Here is a 26,430-nt window from a genome sequence, read left to right as displayed (position 1 = left end):
GAGGGGTCAGATGAATAAAAGTCTCATTACTAATTTAGTGGCGCTTGCCTTAGTATTAGTCGGATTTTTATTTGAACAAGCAATTGTGCTTTCTGTTGGTTTATTTGCGTTATCGGGCGCAGTAACTAACTGGCTTGCTATTCACATGCTATTCGAAAAAGTACCATTTTTATACGGCTCTGGGGTTATCACTCTAAAGTTTGCCTCTTTTAAAGTGGCTATTCGTAACCTGATAATGACCGAGTTCTTCGCCGAAGAGAAAATAGATCAGGTCATGGCGCTCGCTAAGCCAAATATTGATTTAGAGCCTGTGATCAGTGAAGTTAATTTAAGTCCGGCTTATGACTCTTTAATTGAGGTTATCGAAAACTCTCAATTTGGTGGCATGCTGTCGATGTTTGGTGGCCGTGATGCGCTCGAGCCAATGCGAGAGCCTTTTATTGAAAAAATGAAAGCGGCGGTGATTGATATTTCAAAGAGCGACGAATTTAAAACCATTCTTGATGAAAAGCTATTTGCCAACTCTCATCTTGGTGGCTCATTACACGGTACAGTTGAGCGTTTAGTTGATGAGCGTTTGAATGAGCTTACGCCAACGATGGTAAAAGATATTATTCAAACCATGATCAAAGAACATTTAGGTTGGTTAGTGATTTGGGGTGGGGTATTTGGCGGCCTATTTGGCCTGATAGCTGCGCTCGTTTAACGAAGAAGAAACTTGTAGCAGGCCTTTAAAGACCTGCTACAGTGAATTCATCATTATTTAGAACCAGCAATAACAATCACCGTGTCATCAGATACTTTAGCAATATCTTGAATACTTGTTTTAGTTGCTGTTTCAAAATTTAAGTATTTCGCAGAGTTATGAAAACCATAAGTGCTTGCAAACTTATCAGTCGTCATATCATTGCAAAGTAGTTTTTCTGTCATTACTCGTTTGCTTAAGCGTAGATCGCGCATTGTGCTTGATACGTTTAATGGTTTGTTAGAAGCAATGGCCATACAAGCTTGCGTGCCAGGCGAGTTATCTGCTGCGACAAATTGTGCTGCAGTTGCATCAGTTGCTGCTAATGAAGAACCTAAAATTAATGCTGTACCTAGTGCTGTAGTTAACGTATTCATCTTTCTCTCCAGTTGTTGTCCGTATTACGTTTAGTTTGTGCGACCTCACTTTTATGGATACTTCACACTTCCTGTTTGCTGGGCACATTTAAAGTATTACGCTAAACAAGAACAATTGCTGTTAATGAAAATCGACAAGATGTAAGTAAGTATGTAGATGTGAACAAGTAAAACTAACCGCTTGATAAGTGCTATTTTAAAGTGTGAATTTTGACACAAATAGGCTGAATTTTTTTTCATTTATTTTTTTAAAACGTGTTTTGGCTCGTATTAAAGGCTTAATTTTTACGTAGCTGTTACATTTAAGTATTAACTCTAGCTTTTCTTAAAAAGGCTAATCAGAGTATAAGGAGCATGAGTGACCACAAAATTAGCAGGCTATTATCAACAAGCCTATGCATCTGAATCAAAACACTTTAATCAATGTTTTTATTGTGGTTGTGAAGCAACTGAGCGAGATTTTTGTCCGCCACTGCATATGCTGCAAAGCATTATAGATTTAGGCGAAGAGGCTGAATTTATATCAATTCCAGCATGTTATGAGTGCTTTGCATTACTGCATAACGAGCGAGTGCTGACGATTGATGGGCGAGTTACAAAGCTTAAAAAGAAACTTTCAACAAAGTATGCAAAAGCGCTGAGAATTTATCACATGTGGCATGAGAGTGAACTTCACGATATGAGTGATGAGTTTGTGCACAGTATTAAAGCCGGCATGAAGCTAGGTGCAGAGGCAGCAGAGCGAGTAGCATTTCAAGGTTATAGCTATGCAACTGAAGATGCCAGTGTCACTATTCGTGAGAAGCGTGCCGAATTTGATGTGCAAGGCAAAGTCTTTTATGACTTTAAAGACGCGCTTAATTACTGCATTAATGATTTACAAGTCGACAGAACAGAATTCTATAAGCTGGTGGTAGAAGATTACAATGGCGATTTTAACCGTGCATTGAGTCAATACCGCCATCGACACGAAAAAGTAACCGCAGCTAACGATGCAGATTCACTAATTAAAAGTTTTGCCAAGCAGCATAAGCAAAACTCTGATTTTGTAACTCGAACTGTGAAACATTTTATCAACAAAGATCCGAGCTTGACGACCGAAGGTGCGTTAGAGCAGCTATATAACAACTACATAAAGAAATAGAGCGCTGCGGGCTGGTTATTCATCTTGAAAATTGGTGACTGGCCTCTTTTGTTCGCATTCACATTAACATTTAGTTAAAGTAAATGAATAATAAAAAGGAGAAACAACATAATGCAAAAATTTGCTCCATCTGTGTTGGTTATGGCGCTTGGTGTCGCGTTAGCGGGCTGCCAAGACAATGGCCCACAAGATCCAAAAGTCTCAATTAACAAAAACCCATACCCAAGCACCTATAAGCCACTTGCATCGCAAAGTACGTTAATCACCAACGCTACTGTATTAACAGGCACAGGTGAACGCTTAGATGATGCAGATGTTTTCTTTGTTGATGGCAAAGTACAACAAGTAGGTAAGGACCTATCTGTTCAAGCAGACAAAACTATTGATGCACAAGGTAAATGGGTAACACCAGGTATTATTGATGTGCACTCACATTTAGGTGCATACCCAACTCCTTCGGTGGCCTCTCACCAAGATGGTAACGAAATGACTAGCCCAGTGACTGCAGAAGTGTGGGTTGAGCATTCAGTATGGCCACAAGACCCTGGTTTTAACCGTGCTCGTGAAGGCGGCATTACGTCGTTACAGATTCTACCAGGTTCAGCAAACTTAATCGGTGGCCGCGGTGTTACGCTTAAAAACATTCCATCGCACACGATGCAAGGTATGAAATTCCCTGATGCACCGTATGGTTTAAAAATGGCGTGTGGTGAAAACCCAAAACGTGTTTATGGTCGTAAAGGTGTTTTACCATCAACGCGTATGGGTAACATGGCGGGCTATCGCACAGCGTGGATTGACGCAACAGAGTACAAGCGCGAGTGGGATAAATACGAAAGTGACTATGCTGCTGGTAAAAACCCTGCAGCACCTCATCGTGACATTAAGCTAGATACGCTAGCGGGTGTGTTAGAAGGTGACATTTTAATTCATAACCACTGTTATAAAGCAGAAGAAATGGCCATGATGATCGATCTCGGTAAAGAGTTTGGTTATCACTCTGGTACTTTCCATCACGGTGTTGAAGCATACAAAATTGCTGACTTACTGGCTGAAAACGGTAACTGTGCGGCACTTTGGCCAGATTGGTGGGGCTTTAAAATGGAAGCCTACGATATGGTTCAAGAGAACGTAGCAATTGTTGATGCAGTTAAGAATTCATGTGCTGTTGTTCACTCAGATTCAGATACAACTATTCAACGCCTAAACCAAGAAGCCGGTAAAGTAATGTACCGCGCGAATGATGTGGGTTACGACATCTCTGAGCAACACGCAATTAAGTGGATCACTTCAAACGCGGCGAAATCCCTGGGTATTGATGATAAAACAGGGTCACTTGAAGCTGGTAAGCAAGCTGATGTGGTTATTTGGAACCAAAACCCATTCAGTGTTTATGCAAAAGCTGAACAAGTATTTATCGATGGTGCCAAAGTGTATGATCGCAACGATGATAAATACCAAGCACAAAGCGATTTCATGCTAGGTCAAAAATAGGAGTAACATTGATGACAAAATTAACTAAATCATTAAAGCTGTCACTTGTTGCTGCTGGCTTATTTTCTGCGACAGCAAGTGCTGCATCGCTCGCGATTGTCAATGCGACACTACACACTTCAACAGAGCAAGGCGTACTTGAAGGCGCAAGCGTTGTTATTGAAGATGGCAAAATTGTTGCTATTAACCCGGCCTCTATTAATGCTGATACAACGATTGACGCCAAAGGCCAAATCGTAACTGCTGGCTTTATTGGCACAATGAACCAGTTAGGCTTAGTCGAAGTGGGTGCAGTTGATGGCTCACGTGATGGTGGAGACGACAAAGCGGGGATTGATTTTGATCCAAGCCTTGCATTTAATCCTCGCAGTAGCTTAATTCCTTATGCTCGCAAAGGCGGCATTACTCAGGATGTAATTGTACCAAGTGGTGGTGACAGTATCTTTGCGGGTCTTGCCTCTGTGGTTGACTTATCAGGTAGTTTTGAAAGTGTGAATAAAAAGCAAGTTGCACTTGTTGTTCACCTAGGCGAAAAGAGCAAAGGCTCACGTGCTATGTCGATGAAAACACTTATCGACAAGCTTGAAGGCGAAAAGTCAGCTAAAAAAGATGACAAAAAAGAGCCATCGACAGAGCAAAAAGTGCTAGCAGCTGTACTGGCTGGTGATATGCCGCTGATTGCGAGTGTTCAACGTGCATCAGACATTTATGAACTTGTTAAGTTGAAAGAAACTTATGGCCTTAATTTAGTAATTCATGGCGGTGATGATGCCGTTGTGGTTGCTGATACACTCGCTAAAGCTAACGTGCCTGTGATCATCAGCTCAATGGCAAACTTACCAGGCAGCTTTGACTCACTTCATGCAAACCTTGCTAATGCAGGTAAGCTTGAAAAAGCCGGTGTTAAAGTCATTATTGGTGTTGCGGGTGATTCAAGCCACAATGTATACCAATTACGCTTTGATGCAGGTAATGCTGTGTCTTACGGTATGAGCCAGCAAGGTGCACTAAGTGCCGTAACCAGCAATATTGCTGATGTTTTTGGCTTAAACTCGGGCACCATTGCAAAAGGTAAACGTGCAAACCTTGTAATGTGGTCTGACGATCCGTTTGATTTTAAAGCTCACGTGAGCAAAATGTGGATCAACGGTGAAGAAGTTTCAACCGAAGCGCGTCAAGACAAACTACGCGACCGTTATACAACTGACTCAGCGATGCCACGCGCTTATACTAAATAAACTAAATAAGTGCTCAACATATAAAAAGGCCGCAAATTTGCGGCCTTTTTAATGCTTATAAAGTATAAGCTAAAAAATTAGATTGCTTAGTTTATAAAGGCTAAGGCCAAATATAAGCAGTATTACTGGCACAATCACAAGGTTAAGTAAAAGCGAATTAGTGTAGCCTTTCATCACTGATTTTTGATTCACTAACCAAACAAGATAACAGGTCACAATTGGAAGTAATAAACCATTGGCAGCTTGCGCAAAGATAATAACCGCAACCGGATCAAGCCCAAGCGATGCGACCAGTGCACCGAAAACAAGGATAACAATAGCAACGAGTTTAAAGCGTGTATTACTCATTTGCGTTGACCAGCCCAGCATCCCACAAACAGCGTAAGCACCCGCAAGAGGGGCAGTTATTGCACTAGTTAGTCCAGCCGCACATAAACCGATAGCAAAGAAATAATGAGCCATACCCCCTAAAAGAGGCTCAAGTTGCACAGCCATATTTGCCGCTGATATTTTTCCAGCGTCGGTTCCATAAAATGCCACTGATGCTGTCGATAAAATGGCTAACGTAATTATGCCGCCTAAAGTAATCGAAATACTGGTATCAAGATTTGTTTCTATGATGACTTTGTCGATGTTTTTTGAGCTATCGTGTTTTTCAGCAAGCACGCCTGAATGTAAAAATAGGTTATAGGGCACGATAGTTGTACCAATTAAGGCAAGTACCGTGGTGATAGAATTATCAGGTAAGCTAGGTATAAACCCTTTTAGCACTTCTCCAAGTGGTGGAGCCGCCATCACTAGCGTTGAAATAAACACTAAGCTCATCAACACCACTAAAACAATTAACGCCCCCTCAATGACTTTATGTTTGCCAGTATACAAAAGCACTGCACTTAAAATTGCAATAAGGGGAGTCCAGAGTATTGGGCTTATTGACGGCATTATTTCTTGCAGTCCTAAACTGGCACCAGTCAGATTGCCTGCTTCATAGGCTGCACTGCCAATACCAATTGCACTTATTACTAATATAGCAGCCAGGGCTTTAAAAATTGGTGTTTGAATGGTGGTTCTAAGTGCAGACGCTAAATCAAGTCCTGTAGCCACACCAAGACGAGCAGCCATGGATTGCAACAAAATAGTCGCTACAACAGAGAACAATAAAGTCCAAATAAGAGCAAAGCCAAAATTAGCACCAGCAACACTGGCAGTGGTGATGGTACCTGGGCCGATAAAAGCAGCGGTGACAAGAAGTCCGGGTCCTAAACGCATGATAAAACCTTTTATTATTATTTTTAGTACATTAACGGATAGATAAAACAGCTATCGTTATATAAAACAGATCTTAAGACTATAGAGAGTCGAAGCAAGGGTAAAGTAAAAGAGGTGAGTCGCGTAAAGTTCGCGTGTTAACTAATACCAATCCACTCTGTAAATTTTATATAAAGTGGGTAGCAGTGGCACTGCATACATAGTTTTCAATAAATAGATAATCATTTAAAATCAGTAAGTTATTTTAATTTGTGGTTTGGTTGGTTTTTTGCAAGGGATAGGCATTCATGTTGTTATACAAAAGGAAATGAAAATGCCTGAACTTACTTTTTCAGCATACGCAGCTGTGTATGTTTATCTAATTATGCTGACTATTCAGTGGATAATTGCTTCTGTCACTAAAGCCAAACAACCCAATGCAGTGCCTGGTAAACTCGATAACTCATTAAGCCATGACAGCTTTGTTTTTCGTTCACATCGCACATTTATGAATACATTAGAAAATAGCCCGTTATTTTTAGGTACCGTATTTCTGGGGTTCTTTTTAAACTTGAACAGTAGTGCATTTGCACTGTGTATTTGGATGTATGTGATAGCCAGAATCATTCATATGCTGCTGTATTATGGTGTGGCTACTGAGAAGAACCCAAGCCCACGCAGCTATTTCTTTTTAATCGCTGCTTTGGCAAATAGTGTGATGCTAGTTATGATTGGTTTACGTTTGATTTAAACAGCATTGCTAACAATAAAAAAGGCATTGAACGAAAATTCATTCAATGCCTTTTTTAATAGTGAAAACCTAGCTACTCAACGCCAATAAAGCCACCTGTTTGATGTGACCATAGGGCAGCATAGATGCCACCTTGGGCGATTAATTGCTCGTGAGAGCCTTGTTCAACCACGCCACCTTCATCAAGTACAATAAGTCTGTCCATTTGCGCAATAGTTGATAGGCGGTGCGCAATGGCAATCACTGTTTTACCCGTCATTAAATCGTCTAAGCTAGTTTGAATTGCAGCTTCTACTTCAGAATCAAGGGCACTGGTTGCTTCATCCAATATAAGAATTGGCGCATCTTTTAGAAGGACACGTGCAATAGCAATACGTTGACGTTGACCACCAGAAAGCTTCACGCCGCGTTCACCAACTTGTGCGGCAAAGCCTTTATTACCTTTGCTGTCTTCAAGGTCTTCGATGAACTCAAGCGCCTTCGCTTGTTTTGCTGCAGCGAGCATTTCATCTTCAGTAGCATCGGGCCTGCCATATAGAATATTATCTTTTACTGAGCGGTGTAACAGCGAGGTATCTTGCGTCACCATCGCTATGTGCTTACGTAAACTTTCTTGGCTTACCTCAGCGATGTTTTGGCCATCAATGCGAATTGTGCCCGAGTCAACATCATAAAAGCGCAGTAATAAATTAACTAAGGTAGATTTACCTGCGCCAGAGCGACCCACTAAACCTATTTTTTCACCCGGTTTGATGTCTAGATTTAAACCATTGATAACAGGGCCGCGATGGGTTTCGTTGGCAGCTTTACCATAGTTAAATTGCACATTATCAAAGCTTATCGACCCATTATTAACTGCAAGGGTACTCGCGTTTTCTTTATCATCCACTTCAATCGGTGTTGATAGCGTTTTCATACCATCAGCAACAGTACCAATGTTTTCAAATAGACTACTGATCTCCCACATGATCCACTGTGCCATGCCGTTTAATCTCAGTGATAAACTTACCGCTATGGCGATTGCGCCAACACTTATGGCACTAATTGACCATAGATACAAAGAGAGGGCTGCAATACTGAATACCAATAAATAATTTAGCGTGTTAATAGAGAAGTTTAGGCTAGTAACTAAGCGCATCTGCTTGTATACCGGCTGTAAAAACACATCCATGCTGTCTTTTGCATATTGTTCTTCTCTCTGCGTGTACGAGAACAATTTGATAGTAGAAATATTGGTGTAACTATCCACCACACGGCCGGTCATTTCTGAGCGTGCATCAGCCTGCGAGCTGGCTACTTTTTTTAGCTTAGGTACAAAATACATTTGAATAGCGGCGTATAAAACCAGCCAAATCAATAATGGCAACATTAAACGCCAGTCAGATTCTGCGACCAAAAACACCATAGCGCCAAAGTAGACCACGATATACATAAGTACATCGAGCAATTTCATCACTGATTCACGAACAGCTAATGAGGTTTGCATCACTTTTGTCGCAATACGGCCAGCAAATTCGTTTTGATAAAAACTAACACTTTGGCGAAGCAAATAACGGTGGGCTAACCAACGGATAGACATAGGGTAGTTGCCAAGCAGTGCTTGATGTAATACCGCTGAGTGAAAGAACACGACAATAGGTAACACCACCAGCAACATAATTGCCATTTTTGTCAGTTCAGCCTGCTGCTCAACAAACAAGGTATCTGGGGTATATTGACCAAGCCAATCGACAAGCTGGCCCATGTAACTGAATAGCGATACTTCTAAAATAGCGAGTGCTGCGGCACTTAACGACATCAGCAGCAATGAAAGCTCCATGCCACGGGTATAATGACGACAAAAAGCAAATAAGCTATTAGGCGGTTGAGAAGGTTGTTCTTTAGGAAACGGATTAGTCATCCGCTCAAATAAACGATACATACACGACGCTTTTTAAAAATCAAAGTGGCCTTACTATACCATTTGAGTGGTTTTTTAGCAGTTCATTTAATTTAAAAACTAAGATTAAAATCTATCAACTATTCAGTTATTTACATCTAGTATGAGAAATGAAAATATAATAAGAAAAAGGAATTAATGATGAAAAAGTTGCTTTGTACGCTGTCCCTCGTTTTCAGCTTACCACTTTGTGCCTACCAAACCGATACCCACATATTTAAGGGTAAAAAAACTGCCATCGAAAAACCTGTAACGGTGACATTACCGGATGGCTATCAAGACTCAAAAAAGTACAATGTTATCTATGTATTACACGGTTACAGTGGTAATCACAGCGATTGGACTAAGCTGACAAACATAGAAAAACTGGCAGACCAATATGATGTCATCATAGTTAACCCAGATGGTAACTTCGGTTCGTGGTATCTCGATTCTGATATCGACAAAAATTCGCATACGAAACCTACATCACAGACGATTTACTAAATTATATCGATTCCAAGTATTCGACCAATCGGTCTAAAAGTGGCCGTGCAATCACTGGTTTATCGATGGGTGGCTTTGGTGCTTTGCACATTGCAATAAATCACCCGGACCAGTTTGCAGCAGTTTCTGGGATATCTGCTGGGGTTGATGTTAGGCCCTTTAGTGCAGAGTTTGACCTTGCAAAAGTACTCGGCAGTTATGCTGAAAACAAAGAAAAATGGGATAGCATTGCCATTATTAACAACCTTCATAAAATAGCTGCAGGTAATACGGCATGGAAAAAAGGCGCTGATATCTTACCAATTATGCTTGATATTGGTATCGATGACTTTTTTATTGAGCAAAACCGAGCGCTACATCAAGCGATGTTAAAAATGCGTATCCGCCATGACTATGTTGAGCGTCCGGGTATTCATGACTGGCACTATTGGAATAAAGTGATTGCCTATCAATTTTTATTTTTAACCTCACATATGGCGCCATAAAAGATGTTTCAACGTATTCTTGTGTTAATTGCTATCAGCTTTTTTGGTTTTATTGGTTGGGTTATTTATCTTGCCAATACTGGGCAAAAGTCGGTGTTTTTCGAACTCGTTGCGGCTATTCCTTACGGTGATAAGTTGGGGCATTTTTGCTTATTTGGACTACTCACATTATTCATCAACCTTGCCTTTAAATTTAAAACAATGAACGTTGCAGGGCGTCCTATTTATTTAGCTGTGTTGATTGTTAGTACATTTGTGATTTTAGAAGAGCTAAGCCAGCATTTTGTCGAATCTCGAACACTAGACTTTGTCGATTTAATTGCTGACTTTGCGGGTATTGCCGTATTCAGTGCTTTTTCAGCTTGGCTTTGTAAAAAGTTATATCCAATTAAGGTCTAAACTTTCAGTGACTTGTTAGGTTTCGTCTATACTCAGTGTAGACCTAGCTTAAAAGTTGCGTATGAACATAGATACATCGGATTACTTGTCAGACATTATTGAGCTTCTACTCGATGCAGTATGCGTAGTTGATGCCAAAGGCACGTTACTTTTTACTAATCCAGCCTTTGAAACAATTTTCGGATACGCGCCAGAAGAAGCCATCAATAGAAACATGTTGGACTTTGTTTATCCAGAAGACAGAGCCAAAACCATCAATGCCATTAATCAAATTGTGGTCAATGATCAGCATCCACGGTTTGAAAACCGCTGGGTTAGAAAAGATGGCAGAGTAGTGCATGTTTTGTGGTCTGTTTATTGGTCAAAAGAAAAGCAAGTTAGAGTGGCTATTGCTTATGACATTACAGAGCAAAAAAAGCTCGAACAAAAACTGATTTATATGGCAGGGCACGACCCTCTGACCGATCTCCCCAACCGCAGTTTCTTAACCACCCAGCTCGAGGAATCATTGTCGATTGCGAATACCATTTCAACGGTGATTGCAGTACTGTTTATCGATATTGATGGCTTTAAGCAAGTTAATGATATTCATGGTCATGGCGCTGGCGACAAACTCTTAAAAACCATTGCCATGCGTATTCGTCATGTCTTAAAAAAAGAAGACAGTGTAGGGCGCTTAGGGGGCGATGAGTTTGTAGTGATCCTCAATAGCATTAAACATAAAAGAGACGTCATCGAAATGGTTGATGAATTAATAACCGAGATTTGCCAACCCTTAATTTATAACGATGCCGAGCTTATTTACTCGCCAAGTATCGGTGCCGTACTATTCCCTGAGCATTATGGTGACGCAGAATATCTCATTCAGTGTGCCGATAAAGCCATGTACAAAGCAAAGTATGAAGGGGGTAATCGCATGGTGTTTTATAATGATGGAATAAAGTTACCCGGCGCTAAAAACACAGGGTAACTTTGGAGTGAATGCAGTCTTATTTACAATAAGTACTTAGCACGCAGGATTTGAATGTCTTCATCACTTACGTCTAATTCAGCTTGAATGTAATTAAGTACGCTTCCGTGTTGCTGCTCCATGCTCTCAATTGCAGATTCAAGTAAAGGCTGAGTAACCCCTTTTAGTGGCATCGCTACTTCTTTTGGTAGGCTGGCAAAAAACTGCATCATAGCTGCATATTTTGGGTCCATTTTGCCTGTGTCTTTGGCAAGCATAGTTTCAAAATTGAGGTAGTCGTTTGATGCAAGATAGTCATTCATAATTGTCTGCTGATCAACACCTAACACAGTTAAAATCAATGCAGCACTGATACCCGTACGGTCTTTTCCTGCCGTACAATGAAACAATAAACCGCCGTCTTTGTTTACTAAGCGGTCGAACATCTGTGTGTAGTTTTGTTTTTGGTCTTCTACAATTCGCGGATACATTTGTACCATGACATTTTCGAGCTTTTCACGGCTTAGGTTAGGGTCACGAAGTACTTTGCCAATTTGTCCCATATCAAAGTCCATTTCGTAGTCACGGTCGATGATTTCAACCTTATCAGCAGCCCACACCGTGACTTCTGAATCTCGCTCTGAGTTAGCACGAAAATCAACAAGTGTATCGATATTTAAGCTATTGATAAGCGCATAGTCGTCGTTTGTTAGATTCGCTAAAACACCAGAACGGTAGATTTTGCCCCATTTTACAGTACGGCCATCTTGGGTTTTGTAGCCGCCTAAGTCACGGAAGTTACGGCCACCTTCAAGTGGAATTAGTCGCGTTGTGGTCATAGTTGCTTCACCATTCTCTGGTTTTACAAAAAAGTAGTAACGCTGATGTTCATTGTTAGGTGACCAATTAAATACATTGGTAGTAATATCATCAGCAATGAGTATTGCATTCGTTAAATCGGGTGTTGTTGATACCAGCACATCAACAGCTGCAGGGATATTTTGCTGCCAGCTAATTTGGTAGTTTTCATTATTAAAATTAGTCTGTGCAGATTCAATAGCGACTTTAGGCGCAGTTGCTGTACACGCTGTAAGTGTTGATGAGACTAACGCAGCAATGGCAATTTTTTTAAAGATTGTTTTCATGGTTATTCCTTAGTTATTACTCGGCTCAGAGCGATTAAACTCTGAGCGGTAAATTCAAAAGTAGGTTAGAAGTTGATGCGAACACCCGCCATATAACGGCGGCCGTAGCGTTCAATTTGGTTAGGAGTGGCTTCTGTACCGATGTAACGCACGTCAATTTCATCGGTAAGGTTGTTGATGTTGGCGTAAAAACTCACATCTGAACCATACACAGGCTCTGCTAATGTGTAACTCAGTGAAAGGTCTAAACGAGTTTGTGCAGCCCAATATTCACCCATGCTGTCGTTTTCTGTTGTTGATAACCAATCATCACGATACTGATAATTTAATCGCGCAGAGAATAGGTCGTTTTCATAGTAAACGGAGCTGTTAAAAATCATGTCTGATGTGCCCGGTAAACTAAAGCTGCTTCCTGAAAGCGTGGTAAATTCACTGTCTAAGAGGGTTAGATTGGCAGAGAAACCAAAACCATCCCAACTTTCAGAGATAAAATCACTGGCTTGGCCAATAAAGTTAAGCTCGATACCTTGGAAGTGACCTTCGTCACCATTGACAAACCCTGTGTATTTCCATTGTTCACCGGCAAACTCACTGATGTAGTTACCTGCATCTACATAGGTCGTATCCGCATAAATTACATCGTCAATGTGTCGGTAGAAAGCGCCTACTGCAACAAGGCTTGCATCGCCTGCATACCACTCTAATGACATATCAGCGCCATATGAAGACTCAGCCTCTAAGAACGGATTACCCCCTGAGATGGTTTGCTCTGTGGTATCAATCGAGGCTGATGCGCGCCATTCATTGTAAGTAGGGCGGCTCATACCCGTTGAAAGTGCGGCTCTGAATTTTACTTGATCAGATAAATCAATATTTAAGTTCACACTCGGTAATACTTCGGTGAAGGTATCAGAATGTTCTCCTTCTGGACCACTGCTGGTGTAGTCAGTACTTTCGATACGTACACCACTGACTAAAGAACCCCATTTGAATTGGTTGGTTACCATGGCATAGGCTGTAGTGATGTTTTCATCAATATTGATTTTGCTGGCGTTATCTGGGGTGACCGTAAGACCACCTGATGCGCTTTCTAAATCAGCTCTCAGCTGTTTATTATCGTAGTAAGTGCCGTTAATGCTGTTTGTGAAATCAGTATGCCACGCTTGTTCAGTTACATAGTCACTTGGGTCAATACCATAAAGTGATGCCATGCCACCATTTGTGCCATAGCCCTGTGCTTCACGCTGGTCATGGCCGAGCCCCATTTTAAAGGTGTTGTTAAGCCCTGCGAAAGCAAAGTCGGTTTCTGCGTCTAGCTTAAATTGCAGGCTATCAATCGATAACGCACTGCCGTAAACCAGCAGCATTTCGTAGCCATAGTCTATATCGTTAAGTGAAGTGCCTGGTGCAAGTGTGACAAGAGGGTCGTTAATATCTGATACATCATAGCTTGCGACCGCAGCGCCATATAAACTGTAAGGCAGAGGTAAAAACACATCGTTTTCGGTTTTTGTGAAGTTTGTACGCGCTTCTAAAAACCAATCACCTAACTGGAGATCAGCGCCTAGTGTGTTGGTCCATGTTGAGTTTTCATATAAACCATACTCTAAAGAGCGGCTTACCATGGCAAGACCTGTGCCTGTTTCACCGGCAGCTAGATTGCTGCCCGTAGCTTCTGCACCGCCTGCAAAATCAAACACATACTGGTTGCGCTCTTCATGATCTTGGAATTTGCTGTACAGCGTACTAAAGAAAAAACGGTTCATTGAATCGCTCGGACGATATTCAAATCGGCCACCATAGGCTTCGTCTTCACGTTTTACTTTATAGCTACGCATATCAAGTTCGTTAACTAGAAGCTCTGAATCCACTTGTTCTAAGTCGAATTCGCGGTTATCCGTGATTTGTTCACGGCTGTTTTGTGATGCGAATAAACTAATACCTACATTTTCGCCTGACCATGACGTTCGCACTGAAAACTTACTAATATCACCATCTCCTAATGCTTGATTACCTAAACCTACATCAGTGGCTAGTGAGAAACCCTCGACATCAAACGGGTTAAAAGTTTCGATATTAATAAAACCAGCAATCGATTCGCCTGGCATATCAGGCATAATTGCTTTATTGGCAGATAAACGACTAGTAATAACAGACGGGAAGCTGTCAAAACGCGGAATACGGCCATTTTCAGCGCCAGGAATGGTCATGCCATCTATGGCAATTGTGGTGTAACGAAATGGTGCACCGCGAAAGTTTATATAGCGGGCTTGGCCTTGATCGCGTTCGATAGCAAGGCCCGGAACGCGACCTAATGAATCTGCTAAGTTTTGGTCAGGAAAGCGGCCAATGGTATCAGCAGCGACAATATCAACAAAGTTAGAGGCAGATTGCTTTGCCATGATAGCTGCTTTTTGGCTGTCTTTTATAGGGGATGCAACAGCAACGACTTCTTCTATTTCGTTATAGTCGTTTGTCTGTGCTGCATAGCTATACGACGATGAACAGGCAAGTACTACGCAAGCCGCTAATCGATTTCGAGCAAATGGTGTCACTTGAATACTCCGGGTTATTTTGGATGTTTTAAAAAGTTGGGCAAAGAATGGAATAGAAATATTGCAGTTTGGTTAAACTGGCATCGTTATAAAAAACAGGGATATCTTTTAAATTTTAGTGTTTATTAAACAATGAGTTGGTAAATTTTAGAGATGTCTTTTTAGTTAATTTACTTAACCAAATAAGGGGACATGAAAGGTTAAATTTGATGTTTTTATGACAAATAAACTAACCCAATCGTTTTTCATAAGTTTGTAATACAAATGCTATAAATTAGTCATTTAAAAGACACCTTTAACAATAAAAAATGCCACGTAATTTTGTTTTCACTATTTTAAGACTGCTTATTGCCACACTGGTTTTACTGCCTGCCATGGTGTTTTTAAGCCAGCAAACAATTGAGCCTGTGGTTTTAAAAGAGCAATACAGTTACAGCTGCAAAGTAAAAAATACGAGCGGTAAAAAGCATTTTCATATTTATATGCCGACTAATTGGCAGGTTGAAGAGTTTGCGCAGACCTTATGCGATACGTTGCTCGCTAAGCAGAGTTTTGAAACTGTCACTGTGTATTGGCAACCCAGAGAAATGCTAAGTACAGAACAATTACTCAGTGACAATTATGCGCTTTTTCTAAATCGTGATTATGCCTTAAGTGGTCTACTGCCAAATTGGGATGATTTTTATACAGCAATATTAAGCTTGCCAAGTTATCAGATTTCATGGTTTTCACATCAAGACAATATGCAGCTTTCAGCAAATTCATTAAAGAATAAACGAATAGGTTTACTCGAAGACAAGCGCAGTGAGTCTGGTTATTTAGCCCCTATGAGTGAATTAAAACAGTTTGGTCAAGGGCTTGATAATGCACAATTGGTTTTTTACCCAAATAGAGAAAGTTTGGTTAATGACTTCTTGGCAGAAAAACTCGATATTATTCCGAGTGTCGGTCACCATGGGCAATTAAAGCGTTGGCCAGCTTCAAAAACACAGCCTTTACAGCATGTTTCATCAACCTTATCTTGGTACCTTAATGATCAATATGCTGATTTAGCGCCGTCGCTTGTAACCTATTTACAGCAATATCAGTCAGGTTGTTAAAGGTTCATACCACGCATCCTTATAGTCTCGATAAGGGGCTAAGATGAATTACTTAAAAGCCCTTGTATTATTTTTACTTATTTTTGTTGGGCTGATTTATTTATCTGGCCAAAATGCTAAGCAGCAACTAATGATGACACTTGCAGAGCAGCTTCCTCAGGTGGTTAACCCTTCACTCAATAATGCCATAGATGAAAGCCAAGAACTTTCGCGCATGAGCCACTCACTAGTAGATGATTTACATGACATTACTTTTGTATCAAAGCTACCGGTTGACTTAGTGGCCTCTTTGACTGTAGCTGAGTTAAACCTAAGTAAAACAAAGCTTTCAGGAAGTAACACACTTAACTGGCAATTTGGTAATCACACTCTCTATGCAAGCATTGATAGCTCGGTTAACTTTAACTACTGGCTGGTGGCATTTTGGGCAGGTGCATTTACTGCACTAGGTCTACTTATTGATTATTTGTTCACGCTTATTTTTAAGTTTCAACCTTTCAGGCAAAAAGTATCTATACCTGATGCAGTAAACTCTGGGAAAGATAAGTTAAGCACAGCTATTGAAGAGTTACGCTGGTTTGATGGTTTAAAGCAACAGGGTTTAATAAAGGGTTTAACGGCACAGCAAGAATTACAATTGGCATCGATTAAAGAGCAGCAACAATGTTGGTTTAGCATAGCCCTAAAGCAAGGTTTAAACATTGAACAAGCATTAAAAGCAGCAGAGGCTGATGATGCGTTATGCTTTGACTTAGCAAATCAGCAAGTAATTATTCATGGTGTGCCCATCCGGCTTTCAAAGACACCTTTACTTTATTATTTTTGGTATGCAAAAAGAAAGTTTGAAGCCGAGCCTGCTTATTTAAATCCGCCACAGGGTAAACCTGATCATAAAAATGGCCAGCAGCTAGCCAAATTAATGCAGCAGTATGGTGGTCACCAAAAAGCGATACGTGATCTTGATGAAGGCTTAAAAGGCAAAACCTTAGATCAAAACCGCAATAAAATTAAAACTGAGCTGCAACGCGTGCTTGAAGGATTGGCATGTGATTATCTTTTTGATAGTGAAAGGGACGAGCGAACTGCTCGCTATCGTTATAGCTTGAAGTTACCAGCGTCTAAATTAAAGCTTGGCCCGTAGTTTTAACCTAGTAATTTGTTTTCTAACTCATAACTATTGCGCGAAATGAAATATTAGTTAGCCTTTAATGATTCATTGAAGGAGTGAAACTATGTTTAAGCGTAAAAAAATAACAACAACGGGTGCTTTGTTTAGCTCATCGCTGTTATTGATCTCGGCAGCTCATGCCACAACACCTCAATATAAAGATCAACAAGCTTTGCATGATATTGCAAATGCCGTTTCTAAAGCACGTATAGAGCAAGATATTCAAACGCTGGTTGATTTTGGCACTCGCCATACTCTATCTGAGACGAAATCAAATAAACGTGGTATTGGTGCTGCAAGACGTTGGATCAAGTCTGAGTTTGAGGCGATTTCTAAAGCCTGCGGTAACTGCCTAGAAATCATCGAAGTAAAAGACACTATATCCGGTGAAAAGCGTATTCCAAACCCGGTTGAAGTGGTCAATATTGTGGCTATTCAGCGCGGTCAAGTTGATGCGAACCGAATGGTTATGATGTCGGGTGATATTGACTCGAGAGTGTCTGATGTAATGGACTATACCTCAGATGCGCCAGGGGCTAACGATAATGCATCTGGTGTGGCTGGCGTTCTGGAATCGGCGCGTGTTTTATCAAAGTATAAATTTAATGGCTCAATTGTTTATGCAGCTTTATCTGGTGAAGAGCAAGGCTTGTTTGGCGGTAAAATTTTAGCTAAATATGCACAAGAGCATAATTGGCGTGTTCATGGTGTTTTAAACAACGACATGATTGGTAATTCAACTGGCATTAATGGGGTAACAGATAACACAACTGCACGTATCTTCTCTGAAGGCACTCGCGTTATAGAAACCAAAGAGCAAGCCCATAAACGCCGTTTTACCGGTGGTGAAGTTGACTCTGCAAGTCGTAACCTTGCGCGTTACATAGATACAATCGCAGATCGCTACATTGAAAATCTGGATACCATGTTGGTATATCGACTCGATCGTTTTGGTCGAGGAGGGCATCACCGTCCATTTAACGATGTTGGCTTTGCCGCTGTGCGTATAATGGAAACCAACGAAAATTATAATCAACAGCATCAAGACTTGCGTACTGAAGATGGCATTACCTACGGTGATACTATTGACCATGTTGATTTTGCCTATGCGGCGAAATTAACGTCACTTAATGCAGTGACGATGGCTTCAATGGCGTGGGCTCCAGCGCCGCCAACGGGTGTTAGTATTTCAGGTGCTGTAAAGCCAAGTACAACATTAGCGTGGCATAAAAGTGATGATCCAACGGTGGTCAGTTATAAAATTTATTGGCGTTACACCAGTGAGCCACAATGGCAATTTAGCCGCGATGTTGGCAACGTCACCGAAGCAACACTGAAAAATGTTGTTATCGATAACTACTATTTTGGTGTTGCCGCTGTAAACAAAGACGGTATTGAATCACCGGTTGTTTTTCCTGGTGATGTTGGCGCGTTTGAATGGCCAGACAAATCAACTAAATAGGAATCGTTAAGTCATAGCGGACACCACCCAGTTCGCTATGAACAGCTGTAATATGCCAGTTATGGGCTTCGACAATTTGTTTTACTATCGCAAGCCCAATGCCTGAGCCTGACTGTTTAACCGTTTTTAAGTCTGGTACTCTATAAAGATGGTCAAAAATCTTTGCTAAACTTTCATCGCTGACACCAGGGGCTGAATCTTCATAGCAGATTAAAAGCTGTGTTTGGTTTTGGCTAATCGTCAAAGTAATCTTACCAGGGTGATTTGTGTACTTAAGTGAATTACTGATTAAGTTTGCAAATAACTGTGAAAGCCGTGTTGCATCGCACTCAAAGTTTAATTCATCAGCAACATTTTGTGAGAATCTCACTTCAAATTTATCAAGCTGGATCAGCATATCTGCGTGTAAGCTTTGGAAATACTCAGCTGCATTAATTGTTGTTACGTTGAGCTGAAAGCTACTTTGCTCTAAAAGTGAAATTTTATTTAAATCAGTGACTAAAGTTGCCATGTCGGTGATTTTTTGGTTGAGTTTTTCGTATGTAAGCTCATTAAATTGAGTTAAGCCTGCTTGGAGCGTTTCAAGGTGTAAGCGCAACCCGGTTAATGGACCACTTAACTCGTGAGCAACTTGTGATAATAACTTACTACGTTGACTGATTTGTTTATCTAGATAATTTCGGCGCTGTTCAATAAGCTGTTTTCTTTGTCTTACTCGTAATAAAGCAATGCCCATTACAGCTAAAAGAAGGCTAAATAATAAAATGCTGTATAAGATAGTTTGGCGCTGTGAAGCAATTGCTTGGCTTTTTTCATTGTCTTGGAGCTTTAAATCTTGAATGGCCAAATCGCGGTCGCGCATCGTAATGGAGTTTTGCAGCTCCGCTAAACGTTGATTGTAGTTGTTGCGGGCAAAGCCTTTTTCAAGCTCTGTAATAGTCCGTTGGTACGAAAATGCCTGTTTGTAATCAGCTTGTTGTACTGCCACAGTGATCAAATGTTCTAGGGCTGTGATTTGCTTTTGCAGCTTATTTTTTTGGTTGCTTAACTTGTAGGCTTGCTCAGCAAAATGTTTAGCTTGTTCGTGCTCAGTAGAGCCAATGTATAGCTTTGCTAATGTGAGTAATACATCAATATATAAGTGATCGTCTTGCTTGAGTTCAGTGATCACTTGTTTTTCAATGGTTAATGCCTGAGTTGCTTTATCGACTTCGAGCAAATTTATCGCAATATTATGGTTTGCCCAGGCAGTATTTCGTGTGCTGTTATAACTTGCGAACACCTGTTGAGCCTCTTGTGCGTATTCAAGTGCTGCATTGTAGTTTTTTAGCCCATATTCGCATTGGGATAGTTTAACTAAACTATGTCCGATATCAGAAAGTGAACCCGTTTGCCTATCAAAACTAAGGGCTATAATAAATTCGCTCTTTGCTTTTTCGTATTGTTCTAAATCTAAATAACTTTGGGCAATTGAATAACTTATGCCTGCTTGTAATGAGATGGACGGTGACATCTGCTGAATAACTTCACGGCGTTTTAGCTTATATTCTAGAGCAAGCGTAAACCGGTCTAACTGCTCAAGATTACGCGAATAACCATGGTAGAGCATTTCTTTTTGTTTTAAAGTTAATTCACGATTTTTGTCGTGTATATAAACCTCAAGCAAGTTCAAGGCTGCTTGATACTCGCCTGCATTATGATAAGCACTGACAAGGCTCGCCACGGCATCAATTTCATAATCGATAAGTTGTAAACGCTGAAACAGGGCGACATTTTGTTGCGATAAATTGATTGCAGATACTAAGTCACCTTCTCTGTAGGCGAGGCGGGCTTTTGCAAGATATAACTCGCTGTAAATGGGGGCGTCGCTTTTGTATTTAGGGCTTGCTTCAAGTTCATCAATAATAGTTTGCGCTTGTTGAAATTGGCCGAGGTGTATGTGAACGTGAATTAATCTAACGTTAAAACTGACTTGTTCTGCAAGGCTGGCGGACTCAATAAGCTTTTTATCGATGGCTTTTAAATAGTCATATCGTTTTTGGTAGTCACTGATTGTTCTGGCTTCATCAATGTTGTGTTGCAGTGTTGATGCAAAAGCACTGTTCATTGATAAGGCAAAGTACAGAATTACAGAGGCTTTAAGTTTCATAGTGGGGTTTATTATTATTTTTATTCCTAACTAGTCTAGCATGTCATTCTTTTAAGTGGGAATGATTTGCTTTTATAGCTAAAAAGAATTGCATTATGCAACTATGCCTCTTGCATCTTGCAAATACTCAGCCCAATTGTTCATAACGTCTTGTTTTAGAATGAGTTGTATTTTGGAATGGTTACTGCTTTGAGTAATAACACATCCACAGGAGAGTGTAATTATGAAAAGTAACTTACCCGCTTACCTAATAACCGCACTTGCAACTGGCTTCGTAAGTGCAGCACCATTTGAACAGTGCCCAAGTAAGGCATTTTTAATTCAAGGTTCGCCTGCGCAAATGTATGGCGTTGACCTGGTATCAGCCAAAACCACCGTGCTTGCAGCGTCAATGGATTTTTCAACAGAAACGAATAACGACAGCGTTAATGCGGTTGGCTTTAATTATCAAGACCAATATATGTATGGCTTTAGTAAACAAGCACCAAAAAGTGTTGTGCGTATTGGTGACGATTATGTTTTACAACGTTTGACTATAAATGGCCTGCCAGATACCAATTTTTATGTTGGTGATATTCATGTAAATAGTGAAACTAATCAGGCGATTTACTATTTATACCACCCTAAATTTGGTTTATATGGCATTGATTTAACTGAAGAGGCCGACGAGTATCAGGCACAATTAGTTGCAGGCTCAGCGAACTGGAATTTAGCTATTTATGATTTTGCTTTTCATCCACACAGCAATCTTTTGTATGCGGTTGAGTCAAACGGAGACCTCTATGAAATAAATTTAGATAACCAGACACCCACTTTTGTCGCTAACCTCGACATAGCAGGTGATACCGGTGCTAATGGTGCAGGCTATTTTGATGTACAAGGCCAGTTTTATTTTAGTAATAACCGCAGCGGTAAAATCCATAAAGTAGATTTGAGCACCAGCCCTGTAATGGGTTATACGCCTACTGCTTCAGTGTTTACCTTAGGGCCAACATCGAATCAAAATGATGGTGCACGCTGTGCTATTGCTGAAGTAAAAGTAACTGATAACTCTATCGACTTTGGTGATGCACCCATGCCATATAAAACAGCACTTGCTCATAGTGGTGCCCGCCATTTGTTTGACCCTAATGAAGACCAATCAAATTTAGTTTATTTAGGAGCCGTTGTTGATGGCGAAAATATTAACACACCTGCTGATTTACAGGCATCGCCAGTCGATAGTTCAGATGATGGTGTGAGATTTGTTACTGATTTTGTTGCAGGCTCTACCAGCCAGGTAATAGTGACCGCACCTAATGATAATGGGTATTTATATGCTTGGTTCGATTGGGATCAAAATTTCCAGTTTGATCCAGATGAAATCACAGTGAGCAAGTATCGCTTAAATCAAGGTGATAACAGTGTGCTGGTTGATGTACCGAGTGATGCTGTGATGGGAGCAACATGGGCACGTTTTCGTGTCACAGATGGCAGCGAAGCTAACCCAATTACCGCAAGTGGTGGGGTAACAGGCGGCGAAGTGGAGGACTATCCGGTAACCACTTATGGCAGTTTGGTATACCCAAGTGAGAATGGTTGGGTAACCCTTGCCTATGAAGATCAATGGCCTTTCGCTGGTGACTATGACTTTAACGATTTAGTTGTAAATTATCGTACTACATTGATTGATAAAGAAGGCCAGGCCATGGGCTACAAGATTGAAGGGGAATTAGTTGGCATTGGTGCTGATTTTCATAATGGCTTTGCAGTACGCTTGTACCAAACGATAGCCGATGGTGCTGATAAGCGAATATTAAGAAATCAGATTGATACAAGTTCAATTAATTTAACTATAGATGGCGAAACACAATCACATTCTATTTTAGAGCAAGGGGTTGAGAATGCTATTTTTATTATCATGCCAGATACATGGGATTTTACAGATAAGCAATCAAGCTGTAGTTACTTTAGAACTGAAACAGGCTGTGATACCAACAGCAAAGTTTCGTTTAGTTTAACTGTTTCACTTCAAAGTGGAGTAACAACAATAGAAGCCCCTAAATATACTTTAGATCCATTTATTTTTGCGGCTCAAGATCACTACCATGGTGAGTTTTTAGTTGGACAAAACCCACGCGGTTGGGAAGTTCATATTAAGAATCAACAACCAACCGAAAAATTCAATGCACAATTATTTTCAATCAATGGCTCTGATGATGCGAGTAATAGTGCTCAAAGTTATTATTTCCAAACAGAAACAGGCCTACCTTGGGCAATGGAGATTGGTAGCGCATGGGCGCACCCAAAAGAGAGTGTTGATATAACACATGCGTATGGTGACTTTAGAGCATTTGCTGAATCAGCAGGACGAGATAAGCCTCTTTGGTTTAATAATGCAAAACTTGCAAATGTTATTTTACGAGGAGAATAATCATGAAACATTATACTTTAGTAATCATTAGCTTAATGTTATCGGCGTGTGGTGGCGGTGGAGAAGGTAGTACTTCAACCAAGGCGGAAAGTACAACGGTTACGCAGACACCCACCACAAGTACTCCGCCACCAGAAACATCACCTCCAGAGACGAGTACAGATCCTGTGACAATGGTCGACTTAACAATTGCTCCTGAATTTGATTTAAGTAGCAAAATTGAGCTGAGTGTAGATGTAGATTTGAATATGGGTGATAGCAGAGCCTACTTAAATATCTGCTTAAAAGATGATGATAATAAAGCAGATTACAACCAATGCTTATTGCGCGCACCTTTAAAGCAAAGCAAGTTAACCTCGACTGTGATGCTTGCTAACAGTGCATTAGAGCTGGTGGCAGAAGTTTGGTTTTATGATTCTCAAAATGAGCCACTACGTTTTTATTGGCAGCATGAAGAAGGGCAATCAGCGGTGTTCACTATTCGTTAAACATGAGTGATCGATTTTATGATTTATTCAGTTTAATTTTAATAGAGTTAATATTTTCAACAGCTTGAAAGAGGATTTTGTTATGCAATATGTTCAACAGATACTGCAATCAGTAAAAGAGTCTAATTCAAATGAGCCTGAGTTTTATCAAGCTGTTGAAGAAGTACTTTCATCAATTAGTCAGCTAATTGAAGGTAATAGCGTTTATCAACAGCAAGCAATTCTTGAGCGATTAGTAGAACCTGAAAGACAAATCATTTTTAGAGTACCCTGGCTTGATGACAATGGTTTAGTGCAAGTTAACCGTGGTTTTAGAATTGAATTTAGCTCAACATTAGGCCCTTATAAGGGGGGCTTGAGGTTCCATCCGAGTGTCAATCAAAGTGTGGTTAAGTTTTTAGGCTTTGAGCAAATTTTAAAGAATGCACTTACCGGCTTGCCATTGGGAGGCGCTAAAGGCGGTGCTGACTTTAATCCCAAAGGAAAAAGTGACAATGAAATTATGCGTTTTTGTCAGTCATATATGACTGAACTTTACCGTCACATAGGTGCTAACACAGATGTACCTGCAGGAGATATTGGCGTTGGGGCGAGAGAAATTGGTTATTTATTTGGTCAATACAAACGGATCACTAATCAATTTCAAGGGGTACTAACTGGTAAGCCTGAGATTATGGGTGGGTCTTCACTGAGAACTGAAGCTACTGGCTATGGTGTTGCGTATTTTTTGAATGCTATGTTAGACGCTAAAAGTGATTCATTGAGGGGTAAGCGATGCTTAGTTTCTGGTGCTGGAAATGTAGCATTGTATTTGATGGAAAAGCTTGACCAATACGATGCTGTTATTCTTAGCTGTAGTGATTCAAAAGGGACCTTATATTGTAAAGACGGACTTGATGTAGCTCTTGTTAAACACTTAAAAAATGAGCGTGGCGCTGAGCTTAGGGATTATTTGAATGAGCATAAAAATGCCGAGTTTACACCCGTAAACCAATACCCTAGCGATGGACACCAAGTATGGCGATATGAAGCAGATATTGCTCTACCTTGTGCGACACAAAATGAAATTACTAAAAAAGATGCAGAATCATTGGTTGAAAATGGCTGCTCTGTTGTATGTGAAGGTGCAAACATGCCAACCACAGCTGATGCGCTAAAAGTATTTAAAGAGCACAATGTCTTTTTAGGGCCAAGCAAGGCTGCAAATGCAGGTGGTGTTGCAACGAGTCAATTTGAAATGGCTCAAAACTCAAGCATGCAAAAGTGGCGCCCTGAACAAGTTGATGAAAAACTTCAACAAGTTATGAAATCTATTTTTGAAACTATTTCAACGACAGCTAAGAAGTACTCGAATGAACATGACTTGGTGCTTGGTGCGAATATAGCAGGTTTCGAACGAGTTGCGGATGCAATGTTAAAGCAAGGAGTTGTGTAACTTTTCGGAATTAAAGTTAAAGAGACATCCATTTTTTAAAAAAGACACCCACTTTAGTATCTAAAAAGTAGATTGTCATAGCTTTTGGTTGAGCTAATTTTGTATATAAATGATGTTTAGTTCTTTTACATTATCCAGATTTAAGGGTTGGTAATTTAGTTTTAGATAAAGTTATTTTCAGAAGATAGACATTTTCTATTCATAAAAAATAGAGTAAAAAGTAGTTCAAGTGCTCTAAATTCAACAAAATAAAGCTTGGCTATTAGCTATAGAGCTTCTTCGTTTTCGTTTCACGTGATTTGTATAAGCAGTGATAGCTTGCTCTTTACCCGCTGTATTTTTAAACGAGCGGGTAAAGGAAGTGGTGAGTGTGAGCCAGTTTTCAGTACAGATGTTTAATCTTTCAAGTATTGGTAACGAATTTTCCGAAATTTTGCCTGGCTTATTTTCTCGTATTGAGCGCCCAGTACAATCTACAAGTTTTAGGTATGTTTCAAGCTCAAATGGCAGTCCCTTAGGCATGTGTTTGCGTGGTTTATCGGCGAAGCGCATTAGTGATTTTGGTTGTTTATTATTTTGTGCTGCATTAATTCTAGATTTAATACTGGTGTAGTCAGAATCTTCGGGTAAATCAGCCACTTTTGCTCTTACAGGGTTTAGGTCAACATACGCAAGGCAAGCGGCAAGTGCTGCTTCATCAAGTAAAGCTTGTGATTTAAAGCGACCTTCCCAAAACCGCCCTTTGCATCCATCTTCTAGATTCGCTTTTCGTGCAATGCTCTCATTAAGCACACGCATAAACCAACTAATACTGCTGAGTCGTTCTCGATATAAATTAACTCTGGCATTAACCGCAACGAGTTCGGCTTGTGTTAGTAATTCGCCATTTAAGAATCGTTGACATAAGAATGTACTTTTAAATACCTTATGCCACCTAATCAGAATCGCTTTATTATTCAAACGCTTTGCTTTTGCTATATCGATGTGAAGGACCAAATGCGTGTGGTTACTCATAACGGCGTAGGCGCAAATATCAATACAAAATATCCTGCCAAGTTGAAGAAGTTTGTTTTCAACCCAATCCCGTCTGTGTTCATATGAACGACCCGTAAGTGGGTCTTGTCCACACAAATAAGCGCGACGAACACAACGTGAAATACAATGGTAGTAAGGTGTATTTGAAACGCTAATTAAGTTTCTACGTGGGGTTGCCATGCTCTTCTCCTCCATGAGTTGAACAATATAAGTTTAGTCATAATT

General features: G+C 40.4%; 20 protein-coding genes and 1 pseudogene. 14 read left to right on the top strand and 7 right to left on the bottom strand.

The window, feature by feature from the left end; all coding sequences use genetic code 11:
- The first annotated feature begins 10 nt into the window (after positions 1–10).
- Complete coding sequence (locus C2M33_RS07985) at positions 11–706, top strand: hypothetical protein (protein ID WP_063704977.1); 696 nt, start codon at positions 11–13, stop codon at positions 704–706.
- A gap of 53 nt (positions 707–759) precedes the next feature.
- Here the strand turns inward: C2M33_RS07985 and C2M33_RS07980 are convergent, their stop codons facing one another.
- Positions 760–1,122, bottom strand: coding sequence for a DUF3718 domain-containing protein (locus tag C2M33_RS07980; RefSeq protein WP_105174195.1), 363 nt, complete (start codon positions 1,120–1,122; stop codon positions 760–762).
- A 358-nt stretch (positions 1,123–1,480) separates the two neighbouring features.
- On the opposite strand from C2M33_RS07980, the gene C2M33_RS07975 reads away from it, so the two are divergent.
- The 3 genes from C2M33_RS07975 (at position 1,481) to C2M33_RS07965 (ending at position 4,998) form a co-directional block, all read left to right on the top strand.
- Positions 1,481–2,266: a hypothetical protein gene (locus tag C2M33_RS07975; protein ID WP_058584922.1), complete on the top strand. Its 786-nt coding sequence runs from the start codon at positions 1,481–1,483 to the stop codon at positions 2,264–2,266.
- A gap of 111 nt (positions 2,267–2,377) precedes the next feature.
- Positions 2,378–3,760: an amidohydrolase gene (locus C2M33_RS07970; protein WP_063704983.1), complete on the top strand. Its 1,383-nt coding sequence runs from the start codon at positions 2,378–2,380 to the stop codon at positions 3,758–3,760.
- A gap of 11 nt (positions 3,761–3,771) precedes the next feature.
- Positions 3,772–4,998, top strand: coding sequence for an amidohydrolase family protein (locus C2M33_RS07965; RefSeq protein WP_105174194.1), 1,227 nt, complete (start codon positions 3,772–3,774; stop codon positions 4,996–4,998).
- A 69-nt stretch (positions 4,999–5,067) separates the two neighbouring features.
- Here C2M33_RS07965 and C2M33_RS07960 read toward each other — a convergent pair whose 3' ends face one another.
- The gene (locus C2M33_RS07960) at positions 5,068–6,267 is read right to left on the bottom strand and encodes an Nramp family divalent metal transporter (RefSeq protein WP_105174193.1); all 1,200 of its coding nucleotides are present in this window, start codon (positions 6,265–6,267) and stop codon (positions 5,068–5,070) included.
- 313 nt (positions 6,268–6,580) lie between these two features.
- On the opposite strand from C2M33_RS07960, the gene C2M33_RS07955 reads away from it, so the two are divergent.
- Positions 6,581–6,997 (top strand): MAPEG family protein, encoded by a 417-nt coding sequence (locus C2M33_RS07955; protein ID WP_063704989.1) that lies wholly within the window; start codon positions 6,581–6,583, stop codon positions 6,995–6,997.
- A 73-nt stretch (positions 6,998–7,070) separates the two neighbouring features.
- On the opposite strand, the gene C2M33_RS07950 is transcribed toward C2M33_RS07955, so the two are convergent.
- Entirely contained in the window at positions 7,071–8,918 is a 1,848-nt protein-coding gene (locus C2M33_RS07950; protein WP_105174192.1) for an ABC transporter ATP-binding protein, read from the bottom strand.
- Between the two features lie 156 nt (positions 8,919–9,074).
- On the opposite strand from C2M33_RS07950, the pseudogene C2M33_RS21110 reads away from it, so the two are divergent.
- The 3 genes and pseudogenes from C2M33_RS21110 (at position 9,075) to C2M33_RS07930 (ending at position 11,276) form a co-directional block, all read left to right on the top strand.
- Positions 9,075–9,907: pseudogene (locus C2M33_RS21110) on the top strand (alpha/beta hydrolase).
- A 3-nt stretch (positions 9,908–9,910) separates the two neighbouring features.
- Positions 9,911–10,306 (top strand): VanZ family protein, encoded by a 396-nt coding sequence (locus C2M33_RS07935; RefSeq protein ID WP_105174189.1) that lies wholly within the window; start codon positions 9,911–9,913, stop codon positions 10,304–10,306.
- Positions 10,307–10,367: 61 nt separating this feature from the next.
- Positions 10,368–11,276 (top strand): sensor domain-containing diguanylate cyclase, encoded by a 909-nt coding sequence (locus C2M33_RS07930; RefSeq protein ID WP_063705003.1) that lies wholly within the window; start codon positions 10,368–10,370, stop codon positions 11,274–11,276.
- A 23-nt stretch (positions 11,277–11,299) separates the two neighbouring features.
- Here the strand turns inward: C2M33_RS07930 and C2M33_RS07925 are convergent, their stop codons facing one another.
- Positions 11,300–12,400, bottom strand: a complete 1,101-nt coding sequence (locus tag C2M33_RS07925; protein WP_105174188.1) for a tyrosine-protein phosphatase — start codon at positions 12,398–12,400, stop codon at positions 11,300–11,302.
- A gap of 65 nt (positions 12,401–12,465) precedes the next feature.
- The gene (locus C2M33_RS07920) at positions 12,466–14,955 is read right to left on the bottom strand and encodes a TonB-dependent receptor (protein ID WP_158685576.1); all 2,490 of its coding nucleotides are present in this window, start codon (positions 14,953–14,955) and stop codon (positions 12,466–12,468) included.
- A gap of 308 nt (positions 14,956–15,263) precedes the next feature.
- Here C2M33_RS07920 and C2M33_RS07915 point away from each other — a divergent pair, with 308 nt between their 5' ends.
- From C2M33_RS07915 to C2M33_RS07905, 3 genes are all read left to right on the top strand, one after another.
- Entirely contained in the window at positions 15,264–16,055 is a 792-nt protein-coding gene (locus C2M33_RS07915; RefSeq protein ID WP_105174186.1) for a hypothetical protein, read from the top strand.
- Between the two features lie 43 nt (positions 16,056–16,098).
- Positions 16,099–17,196, top strand: coding sequence for a hypothetical protein (locus tag C2M33_RS07910; RefSeq protein WP_063705012.1), 1,098 nt, complete (start codon positions 16,099–16,101; stop codon positions 17,194–17,196).
- Between the two features lie 91 nt (positions 17,197–17,287).
- Positions 17,288–18,685 (top strand): M28 family metallopeptidase, encoded by a 1,398-nt coding sequence (locus tag C2M33_RS07905; protein ID WP_063705014.1) that lies wholly within the window; start codon positions 17,288–17,290, stop codon positions 18,683–18,685.
- On the opposite strand, the gene C2M33_RS07900 is transcribed toward C2M33_RS07905, so the two are convergent.
- On the bottom strand, positions 18,678–20,834 hold the full coding sequence (locus C2M33_RS07900) for an ATP-binding protein (RefSeq protein ID WP_105174185.1): 2,157 nt from the start codon (positions 20,832–20,834) through the stop codon (positions 18,678–18,680). The genes C2M33_RS07905 and C2M33_RS07900 overlap by 8 nt on opposite strands.
- A 223-nt stretch (positions 20,835–21,057) precedes the next feature.
- Here C2M33_RS07900 and C2M33_RS07895 point away from each other — a divergent pair, with 223 nt between their 5' ends.
- From C2M33_RS07895 to gdhA, 3 genes are all read left to right on the top strand, one after another.
- Positions 21,058–23,247 (top strand): LruC domain-containing protein, encoded by a 2,190-nt coding sequence (locus tag C2M33_RS07895; RefSeq protein WP_105174184.1) that lies wholly within the window; start codon positions 21,058–21,060, stop codon positions 23,245–23,247.
- A gap of 2 nt (positions 23,248–23,249) precedes the next feature.
- Positions 23,250–23,735 carry a hypothetical protein gene (locus C2M33_RS07890; RefSeq protein WP_105174183.1) on the top strand — a complete coding sequence of 162 codons (486 nt, stop codon included), beginning with the start codon at positions 23,250–23,252 and terminating at the stop codon, positions 23,733–23,735.
- 82 nt (positions 23,736–23,817) lie between these two features.
- Positions 23,818–25,170, top strand: coding sequence for an NADP-specific glutamate dehydrogenase (gene gdhA, locus C2M33_RS07885; protein WP_105174182.1), 1,353 nt, complete (start codon positions 23,818–23,820; stop codon positions 25,168–25,170).
- A gap of 240 nt (positions 25,171–25,410) precedes the next feature.
- On the opposite strand, the gene C2M33_RS07880 is transcribed toward gdhA, so the two are convergent.
- Positions 25,411–26,385, bottom strand: coding sequence for a transposase (locus C2M33_RS07880; RefSeq protein WP_105174181.1), 975 nt, complete (start codon positions 26,383–26,385; stop codon positions 25,411–25,413).
- Positions 26,386–26,430 lie beyond the last annotated feature (45 nt).

The organism is Pseudoalteromonas sp. T1lg122, assembly GCF_002964825.1.
Classification (GTDB): Bacteria; Pseudomonadota; Gammaproteobacteria; order Enterobacterales; family Alteromonadaceae; genus Pseudoalteromonas; species Pseudoalteromonas gelatinilytica.
Note: the sequence above shows the minus strand (reverse complement) of the source record. Positions and strands in the feature narration are given on the sequence as shown.

Bases quoted from the DNA above. Each gene is read 5' to 3' on its own strand.
- C2M33_RS07985 (WP_063704977.1), top strand. From the start codon at position 11: ATGAATAAAAGTCTCATTACTAATTTAGTGGCGCTTGCCTTAGTATTA.
- C2M33_RS07980 (WP_105174195.1), bottom strand. From the start codon at position 1,122: ATGAATACGTTAACTACAGCACTAGGTACAGCATTAATTTTAGGTTCT.
- C2M33_RS07970 (WP_063704983.1), top strand. From the start codon at position 2,378: ATGCAAAAATTTGCTCCATCTGTGTTGGTTATGGCGCTTGGTGTCGCG.
- C2M33_RS07965 (WP_105174194.1), top strand. From the start codon at position 3,772: ATGACAAAATTAACTAAATCATTAAAGCTGTCACTTGTTGCTGCTGGC.
- C2M33_RS07960 (WP_105174193.1), bottom strand. From the start codon at position 6,267: ATGCGTTTAGGACCCGGACTTCTTGTCACCGCTGCTTTTATCGGCCCA.
- C2M33_RS07955 (WP_063704989.1), top strand. From the start codon at position 6,581: ATGCCTGAACTTACTTTTTCAGCATACGCAGCTGTGTATGTTTATCTA.
- C2M33_RS07950 (WP_105174192.1), bottom strand. From the start codon at position 8,918: ATGTATCGTTTATTTGAGCGGATGACTAATCCGTTTCCTAAAGAACAA.
- C2M33_RS07935 (WP_105174189.1), top strand. From the start codon at position 9,911: ATGTTTCAACGTATTCTTGTGTTAATTGCTATCAGCTTTTTTGGTTTT.
- C2M33_RS07930 (WP_063705003.1), top strand. From the start codon at position 10,368: ATGAACATAGATACATCGGATTACTTGTCAGACATTATTGAGCTTCTA.
- C2M33_RS07925 (WP_105174188.1), bottom strand. From the start codon at position 12,400: ATGAAAACAATCTTTAAAAAAATTGCCATTGCTGCGTTAGTCTCATCA.
- C2M33_RS07915 (WP_105174186.1), top strand. From the start codon at position 15,264: ATGCCACGTAATTTTGTTTTCACTATTTTAAGACTGCTTATTGCCACA.
- C2M33_RS07910 (WP_063705012.1), top strand. From the start codon at position 16,099: ATGAATTACTTAAAAGCCCTTGTATTATTTTTACTTATTTTTGTTGGG.
- C2M33_RS07905 (WP_063705014.1), top strand. From the start codon at position 17,288: ATGTTTAAGCGTAAAAAAATAACAACAACGGGTGCTTTGTTTAGCTCA.
- C2M33_RS07900 (WP_105174185.1), bottom strand. From the start codon at position 20,834: ATGAAACTTAAAGCCTCTGTAATTCTGTACTTTGCCTTATCAATGAAC.
- C2M33_RS07895 (WP_105174184.1), top strand. From the start codon at position 21,058: ATGAAAAGTAACTTACCCGCTTACCTAATAACCGCACTTGCAACTGGC.
- C2M33_RS07890 (WP_105174183.1), top strand. From the start codon at position 23,250: ATGAAACATTATACTTTAGTAATCATTAGCTTAATGTTATCGGCGTGT.
- gdhA (WP_105174182.1), top strand. From the start codon at position 23,818: ATGCAATATGTTCAACAGATACTGCAATCAGTAAAAGAGTCTAATTCA.
- C2M33_RS07880 (WP_105174181.1), bottom strand. From the start codon at position 26,385: ATGGCAACCCCACGTAGAAACTTAATTAGCGTTTCAAATACACCTTAC.